The sequence below is a fragment of the Cellulomonas hominis genome, from assembly GCF_901521055.1.
Classification (GTDB): Bacteria; Actinomycetota; Actinomycetes; order Actinomycetales; family Cellulomonadaceae; genus Cellulomonas; species Cellulomonas endometrii.
The window spans coordinates 81,473-89,101 of record NZ_CABEGA010000084.1; the positions used below are offsets into that span (position 1 = coordinate 81,473).

5 protein-coding genes and 1 pseudogene are annotated in these 7,629 nt (G+C 77.1%); 5 read left to right on the forward strand and 1 reads right to left on the reverse strand.

Annotation, left to right across the window (positions count from 1 at the left end; genetic code table 11):
- The first annotated feature begins 8 nt into the window (after positions 1 to 8).
- The 5 genes and pseudogenes from KJP73_RS18100 to KJP73_RS19415 all read left to right on the forward strand — a co-directional run.
- Positions 9 to 1,238: a glycosyltransferase family 4 protein gene (locus KJP73_RS18100; RefSeq protein WP_213284268.1), complete on the forward strand. Its 1,230-nt coding sequence runs from the start codon at positions 9 to 11 to the stop codon at positions 1,236 to 1,238.
- Positions 1,235 to 2,434, forward strand: a complete 1,200-nt coding sequence (locus tag KJP73_RS18105) for an oligosaccharide flippase family protein (RefSeq protein ID WP_213284269.1) — start codon at positions 1,235 to 1,237, stop codon at positions 2,432 to 2,434. The genes KJP73_RS18100 and KJP73_RS18105 overlap by 4 nt, the downstream gene beginning before the upstream one ends.
- Positions 2,431 to 3,585 (forward strand): glycosyltransferase family 2 protein, encoded by a 1,155-nt coding sequence (locus KJP73_RS18110; RefSeq protein WP_213284270.1) that lies wholly within the window; start codon positions 2,431 to 2,433, stop codon positions 3,583 to 3,585. Before KJP73_RS18105 ends, KJP73_RS18110 begins: the two co-directional genes overlap by 4 nt.
- The gene (locus tag KJP73_RS18115; RefSeq protein WP_213284271.1) at positions 3,582 to 4,823 is read left to right on the forward strand and encodes a rhamnosyltransferase WsaF family glycosyltransferase; all 1,242 of its coding nucleotides are present in this window, start codon (positions 3,582 to 3,584) and stop codon (positions 4,821 to 4,823) included. The genes KJP73_RS18110 and KJP73_RS18115 overlap by 4 nt, the downstream gene beginning before the upstream one ends.
- An 11-nt stretch (positions 4,824 to 4,834) precedes the next feature.
- A pseudogene (locus tag KJP73_RS19415) lies at positions 4,835 to 5,488 on the forward strand (DUF6492 family protein); the annotation flags it as partial.
- A gap of 785 nt (positions 5,489 to 6,273) precedes the next feature.
- On the opposite strand, the gene KJP73_RS18120 reads toward KJP73_RS19415, so the two are convergent.
- On the reverse strand, positions 6,274 to 7,629 hold a 1,356-nt coding region (locus KJP73_RS18120), incomplete at its 5' end, for an O-antigen ligase family protein (RefSeq protein WP_213284272.1).

Below are 7,629 nucleotides of genomic sequence, written 5' to 3' on the forward strand. Positions count from 1 at the left end.
GAGCGGCGATGAGGATCCTCGTGTACCCGGGCGTGATGGAGGTCGGCGGCAGCCAGATCAACGCCGTCGAGCTCGCGCACCAGGCGGCGCTGGACGGGCACGACGTGGTGCTGTTCGGGCCGGACGGCGACCTGGTGGCGCTGGTCGGCGAGCTCGGCCTGGAGTACTTCCGCGCCCCGCAGGAGGGGCGGTGGCCGTCGCGCCGGAACATGGCGGCGCTCGAGCAGCTGGTGGCGGAGCGCCGGGTCGACCTGGTCCACGGGTACGAGTGGGGCCCGTCGCTGGACCTCGCCTTCGGGCCGCACCGCAGCCTCGGCACCCCCCTGGTCACCACCGTGCTGTCGATGGACGTCCCGGACCACATCCCGCGCCACGAGCCGCTCGTCGTCGGCACCCGGCGGCTGCACGAGCAGCAGCGCGCGGTGCGGGACCGGGTGCACCTGATCGAGCCGCCGATCGACACCGACCTGAACACCCCGGGCGCGGGCGGCGCCGACGCGCGGGCGGCGTTCGGCATCGCGCCGGACGAGCTGGTGGTCACAGTGGTTGGCCGGCTGTCGACGGACCTCGGCAAGGTCGGCGGCGTCCTGGAAGCCGTGGACGTGGTGGGACGCCTCGCGGCGGAGGTGCCGGTGCGGCTGCTCGTGGTCGGCACGGGCCCGGCGGCCGGCCGGGTCGAGGACCGCGCCGCCGCCGTGAACGCCGCGGCCGGCGCGCCCGTGGTGGTGGTGGCCGGGCAGCTGCTGGACCCGCGGCCCGCCTACGACGCCGCCGACGTGGTGCTCGGCATGGGCAGCTCGGTGCTCAAGGGCATGGCGTTCGGCAAGCCGGTGGTGGTCCAGGGCGACCGGGGGCACTGGGTGCCGCTGGAGCGCGCGACCCTGGACGGGTTCCTGCACGACGGCTGGATGTGCGAGGGCCCCGGCGACGGGCGTGAGCTCGAGGACGCGCTGCGGCTGCTGCTCGCCGACGCGGGCGCGCGGGCGGACCGCGGGGCCCTGGGCCGCCGGGTCGTGCTCGACACGTACAGCCTCCGGGCGGCCGCGCGCCGGCAGGACGAGGTGTACGCGGACGCCGTCGCGCGCCGGCCCAGCCCCGAGGTGCGGCGCGACGCGCTGCTGCGGTGCGCGGTGGACGTGAGCAAGTTCAAGCTCGCGCTGGCCCGGCAGCGGCTCGCGGCGGCGCGGCCGGGACGGTCCGGGCGGGCCGCAGCGGCGCGCGGCGGGGGACCGGCATGACCGGCGCCCCGGGGCTGGGGCGGCAGGTCGGCCGCGGGCTGGCGTGGGGGAGCGCCGGCGGGCTCGTGCTGCGGTTCGGGAACGTGCTGGTCGGCATCGTGCTGGCGCGGCTGCTGGCCCCGGAGGACTTCGGCGTGTTCGCGCTGGCGCTGGCGGTCCAGGGGGTGCTGGTGACGGTGGTCGACCTGGGGCTGAGCGCGGACCTGGTGCGATCGAAGGACCCGCGGCGGCTGGAGCCGACGGTCGCGACCCTGAGCCTCGCGTCCGGGGTCCTGCTGGCCGGTGCGATGGCGCTCGGTGCCGAGCCCGTGGCGCGGGCGCTGGGCAGCGAGCAGGCGGCTCCGGTGATCGCGGTGCTCGCCGTGACGCTGGTGGTGTCCGCCGCGGGCGTCGTGCCGTACGCGCGGATGCAGCGGGACTTCCAGCAGCGCGAGATCTTCGCGACCGGCCTGGTCGACCTGGTGGTGGGCACGGTCGTCACCCTGGCGCTCGTGCTGGCGGGGTGGGGGCCGATGGCGCTGGCGGTGTCCCGTCTGGTGGCGCAGCCGTGCGCGACGGCGGACGCCGGCGCCGGGGCCGACGGCGGCCTGTCCCTGGCGGTGCGGCTGACGTGGGCGGGTGCGGTGCCCGTGGCGTGCCTGCTCGGGGTGCTGAGCGGCCAGGTGGTGGTGCTGCTCTACGGCGACCGGTGGCTCCCCGCCGCGGCGGCGCTGACGGCCCTGGCCGCGTTCGGCGCGGTGCGCGTGCTGTTCGACCTCATGGCCACGTACCTGATCGCCCGGGGGTCGACCCGGCCCGTGCTCGGCATCCAGGTGGTGTGGCTCGTGGTGCTGGTGCCGGCGCTGGTGCTCGGTGCCCGGTGGTGGGGCTCCGCCGGCGTCGGGTGGGCGCACGTGGCCGTCGCGCTCGCCGTGGTGCTGCCGCTGTACCTCGTCGCTGTGCGGCGCAGCGGGGCGGACCTGCGCGGCCTGGCCGCGGCGACGTGGCTGCCGCTGGTCGCGGCGCCGCCGACCGTCGCGGCGGCGCTGCTGGTGTCCCGCCTGGTCGAGGGCCCGGTGCCCGGCCTGCTGCTCGGCGGGCTCGCGGGCGCGCTGGTGTACGCGGCGCTCGTCGGCCGGCCGCTGCTCCGTGACCTCCGGGCGTCACGGCGCGCCCGCGGGGCCGTGGGCGCACCCGACCCGGCGCCGGTGCCGTGACCACCGCGGGCGCCGGTGCGACGACCACCGCGGGCGCCGACGGGGCCGGGGTGCGGCGGACGGTCCGGGTGCGCCCGCGCCCGACGGCGACGCGGGGGACGACCGTGACGGTGGTCGTGCCCTGCTACAACTACGGGCGGTTCCTGCCGCAGGCCGTCGGCAGCGCGCTGCTGCAGGACGGCGTGCAGGTCGACGTGGTGGTCGTCGACGACGCCTCGACGGACGACTCGCTCGGCGTGGCCCACCGGCTCGCCGCGGCGGACCCGCGCGTGACCGTCCTGGCGCACCCCGCGAACCGCGGCCCGGTCGCGACCTTCAACGACGGGCTGGCGCGGGCGTCGGGGGAGTTCCTGGTGCGGCTGGACGCCGACGACCTGCTGACCCCGGGGTCGCTCGCGCGCGCGGTCGCAGTGGCGCGGGCCTTCCCGTCCGTCGGGCTGGTCTACGGGCACCCGCTGCACTTCACCGCCTCGCCGCCGCCGGCGCGGACGCGCGTGACGCGGTGGACCGTGTGGCCGGGCCGGCAGTGGCTGCGGGACCGGTGCGTGGACGGCTACAACGTCATCACCTCGCCGGAGGTGCTCATGCGCAGGGCGGTCGTCGCGCGGGCCGGGGGGCAGCGCCCCCTCGCGCACGCGCACGACATGGAGATGTGGCTGCGGCTGGCCGCGTTCGCGGACGTCGCGCACGTCGGCGGGGCGGACCAGGCGTGGCACCGCGACCACCCCGCCAGCCTGTCCGCGCGGGAGGTGGACGACGCGACCGACTTCGGCGAGCGCGTGGCCGTGTTCGCCGAGCTGGCCGGGGGCGCCGCCGCGGACGTGCCCGGGATGGCGGAGATGCGCGCGGCCGCGCACCGGGCCCTGGTGCGGCAGGTGCTGCGCGCGTGCCGGTACGAGGTCGACCGCGGCCGGCGCGACCCCGCGCGGGTCCGCGCGCTCATGGCCCGGGCGCTGGAGCTCGACCCGGGCCTGGGGAGCACCGCGGCGTGGGCGCGGCTCGACGCGGCGCTGGACGGGACGTCCGGGCCCGTGCAGCGGGTCACGGGCCTCGCGCGGGCGGCCCTCGTGCGCGCGGACGACGTGCGGCGGGTCCGGCGGTGGGAGCGCACCGGCACCTACACCCGCGGACGGGAGGGCATCCCCGCATGAGCGCCTGGTCGCAGCCGCACCGGCTCGTCACCACCGCGCGCCGGGTGCGCGCCATGGGCCCGCACGAGACGGCGCAGCGCGTCGCCGCGCGGCTGTACCAGCGCACGGGCGCGGCGTCCCTCGACTTCCCGCTGCTCGCCCGGGACGTCGCCGACGCCGCCGGCGCCGCGCGGGCGGAGCCCGACGTCCCGCCGGCGGCGGGGCGCCCCCTGACGATCGGCTGGCTGACGGTGCCGCCCGGGGCGCGGTCCGGCGGGCACACCACCATGTTCCGCATGGTCACGGCGCTCGAGGACGCGGGTCACCGGTGCGTGCTCTACCTGTACGACCGGCACGGCGGGGACGTGCGCGAGCGCGCCGCCGTGATCCGGCAGGGCTGGCCGTCGGTCCGCGCGGAGGTGCGCGACGTCGCCGACGGCGTCCACGGGGTCGACGCGTGCGTGGCGACCTCCTGGCAGTCGGCGCACGTGCTCGCGCGCCGCGGCACCGACCCCATGCGGCGGCTGTACTTCGTGCAGGACTACGAGCCGTGGTTCTACCCCCGGGGCGCCCAGCACGCCCTGGCCGAGGAGTCCTACCGGCTGGGCTTCCGCGTGCTGGCGCTCGGGGAGATGGTGGCCGGGCACCTGCGCGCGCTCGGCGCCGACGTGGACGTCGTCCCGTTCGGCTGCGACACCGACGTCTACCGACCGTCCGGAACCACCCGGCGGGACGGCGTCGTGCTGTACGCGAAGCCCGACGTGGCGCGGCGCGGGTACGACCTCGCCCGGCTGGCGCTCGAGCGGTTCCACGCACGGCACCCGGAGCAGGAGATCCACGTCTACGGCGACCCGGTGCGGGACCTGACCGTGCCGGTGACCCGCCACGGCGGCCTCGCGCCGGCCGAGCTGAACGCCCTGTACGGCACGACGCTCGCCGGGCTGGCGATGTCCTTCACGAACATCTCGCTCGTCGCGGAGGAGATGCTCGCCGCGGGCACCGTCCCGGTCGTCAACGACGCGCCCGACGCCCGCGCGGACCTGCCGAACCCGCACGTGCTGTGGGCGGCCCCGACCCCCGGCGCGGTCGCCGAGGCGCTGTCGGCGGCCGTCCGGCACCCCGACCCCGTGGGGCACGCGGCCGAGGTGTCCGCGAGCGTCGCCGGCCGGTCGTGGGCCGGTTCGCAGGCCCGCCTGGTGCAGCTGGTCGAGCAGCACGTGCGGGGCACCGCCGGCGTCCGGGCGGCGGGGGCGCGATGAGCGCGCCGTCCATGCTGGTGCTCACCCCCAGCTACCGCCCGGACCACGAGCTCTGCGTCGACCTCAACCGCTCGGTGCTGCGGTTCGCGCCGCCCGACGTCCGGCACGCCATCGTGGTCCCGTCCGCCGACCGGGGGCTGTTCGGCCCGCTCGCGAGCGGCCGGACCGCGGTGCTGGACGTGCGCGACGTCGTGCCGCGGGAGCTGCGCAAGGTCCCGCGGCTGAACGTGTGGGTGAACCCGCGCCGGCCGCTGCCCCCGGTGCGCGGGTGGGTCGCGCAGCAGATCGTGAAGCTCGCCGCCGTGGCGGGCGCGGGCGAGGATCTGGTGCTGCTGGCCGACTCCGACCTCGCGTTCGTCCGGCCGTTCGGGGCGGCGACCTTCGCGCCGGACGGGGTGGTGCCGCTGTACCGCCGGGACGGTGCGGTGTCCGCGCGGATGCCACGCCACATGCTCTGGGACGACACGGCGCGGCGGCTGCTGGGCCTGCCGCCGTCCGCCGCGCCGGTGCGGCCGGACTACATCTGCTGGCCCTGCGCGTGGGAGCCGGCGGTCGTCCGCCGGATGCTGTCCCGCGTGGAGCAGGCGACGGGCCTGCCGTGGGCGACCGCGGTCGGCCGGGAGCTGCACGTCTCGGAGATGGTGCTGTACGGCGTGTTCGTCGACGCGGTCGAGGCTCGGGACCGGGACGTGCCCCGCACGGCCGACATGCGGTGCCCGAGCCACTCGGACGAGCGCGCGCTGGACCGGGACGGGCTCGCCGCGTTCCTCGCGGGGGTGCGGGAGCAGGACGTGGCCGTCATGGTCTCGGCGACCATCCGCCGGCGCAGCGCGGGCGCGGTCCCGGGCGAGCTGGCGGTACCGTCCGAACGACGCCGCCGCGAACACCAGCACGCCGCCGCCCAGCAGCACGACGATCACCGCCCGCAGCCGGCTGGAGAACTGCTCGGTCGCCCCGTCGGGCGTGGCGAGCGGGATCGCCGTGAACAGGTAGCGGTCGTCGGCGCCGTTGACCTGCTGCAGGGCCCGCAGCTCCGTGGCAAGGACCGCCCCGATCGCGGTCGTCGTGGCCACCGACTCCTCGGGCGTGGACCCGACGCCGGTGATGTCCACGACGAAGCCGTTGCCGCCGACCCCCGGGCCCACCCCGTAGTCCGTGCCGACGCCCGCGGCCTCCAGCGCCGCGACCGTCGACTCCGCGGTCAGCCGCGCGATCAGCGCGTCGGTGACGAGGTTCGTGTCGGCCGACCGCAGGTACGGGTTGTCGTTGTCCACGGCCGCCAGCTCCGGGTCCGCCTCGAGCTCCTCCTCGGTGGGCACCGCGGGGTTGACCAGCGCGTACGTCGCGGTCGACTCGTAGGTGCGGGGCGCCAGCTGGTAGACGTACGCGACGGCCGCGAGCGCCACGAGCACCGCGGGCAGGACGTAGCGGCGCTGCTGCCACAGCACCCTCAGGACGTCGGTCGGGTCCATCGTTCCTCCTCGCGGCGCACCAGCATCCATGCTGCCCCCGACAGGCCCACCAGAGCGGGGAACGTGAGGGCGAAGACGGGGAAGGACAGGGAGTCGAACGTCAGCGAGCACACCGCGCCGGCGAGGGTGCCCGCCGCCAGCGCGCCGGCCAGGCACCGCAGGCTCGCCGACCGGGCGGTCCGCGCGGCGTGCAGGCCGGCCACACCGGGCAGCACCAGGTAGACGACGGTCGCGACGACCCCCACCGCGCCCATCGTCACCAGCGAGTTCAGGTACTGGTTGTCGAGGATGTGCAGGGCGTCCTCGGGCATGTAGTTGCCGGGCCCGAGGCCGAGCCACGGGTGCGCGTCGAACATCGCCACGACCCGGGGGTAGTTGTCGAGGCGGGTCGCGATGGACGGGTCGGAGCTGTCGGCCCCGAGCGCCCCGCCCAGGGTGCTGAGCAGCCCCGGCACGGCGAGGAACAGGCCGGCGACCGCGACCGGGGCGGTGACGAGGACCCAGCGCCGGGCCGTCCGCGGCAGGAACGGCACGGCGACCGCGAGCGCCACCGCCAGCCCGAGGATCCCCGACCGCGAGATGCTGACGGCCACGGCCAGGACCAGGGCGACGGTCTGCGTCCACCGCACCCAGGGGCGCCCGACCCGGTCGAAGACGAGCCGCCACAGCGACAGCGGCAGCAGCATCGCCGCGACGACGCCGAGCTCGATGGGGGAGAACGCGATCCCGGCCACACGCACCAGCGACCCGCGCGGCTGGAACGGCGTGCTGCCGCCGTTGTCCGTGAACCCCGGCATCAGGTACGGCGCCCAGTCCACCGGATCGACGGCGAGCAGGAACTGCACCAGCGCGACCAGGCAGCAGACGAACGCCCCGGTCAGCAGCGCGCGCACGCACTGGGCGAGGTCGGGGAGGCTGCGCACGCACTCGCCGCACACGGTGATCAGCGCCGCGCTGGCGAGCACCAGGAGCAGCCACCGCTCGCCGGCGGCGCGGGTGACGTCGGTGCTGCCGCCGGTCGTCCCGACGTAGAGGGCGGCGGCGGAGGCGACCGAGGCGAGCAGCAGCGCGCCGACCGCGATCCGCCCCGGGTGCCGGGCCGGGACCGGGTCGTGCAGGCCCCACGCCCATGACGTCACCCAGAACGCGCCGAGCAGCAGCGCGAGCAGCATCGGCACGGTGCCGGCCGCGCCGATCGGCTCGACGACCATGCTGGCGGGGACGACGCCGATGCTGAGCAGGGCGGCGCGCAGCAGCAGGGGGACGGTGCCCGCTGGGCCGGTCGCGGGGGCCGCGGCCGGCCCAGCGGGCACCGTCCCCCTGCTGCTGCGCGC

Bases quoted from the DNA above. Each gene is read 5' to 3' on its own strand.
- KJP73_RS18100 (WP_213284268.1), top strand. From the start codon at position 9: ATGAGGATCCTCGTGTACCCGGGCGTGATGGAGGTCGGCGGCAGCCAG.
- KJP73_RS18105 (WP_213284269.1), top strand. From the start codon at position 1,235: ATGACCGGCGCCCCGGGGCTGGGGCGGCAGGTCGGCCGCGGGCTGGCG.
- KJP73_RS18115 (WP_213284271.1), top strand. From the start codon at position 3,582: ATGAGCGCCTGGTCGCAGCCGCACCGGCTCGTCACCACCGCGCGCCGG.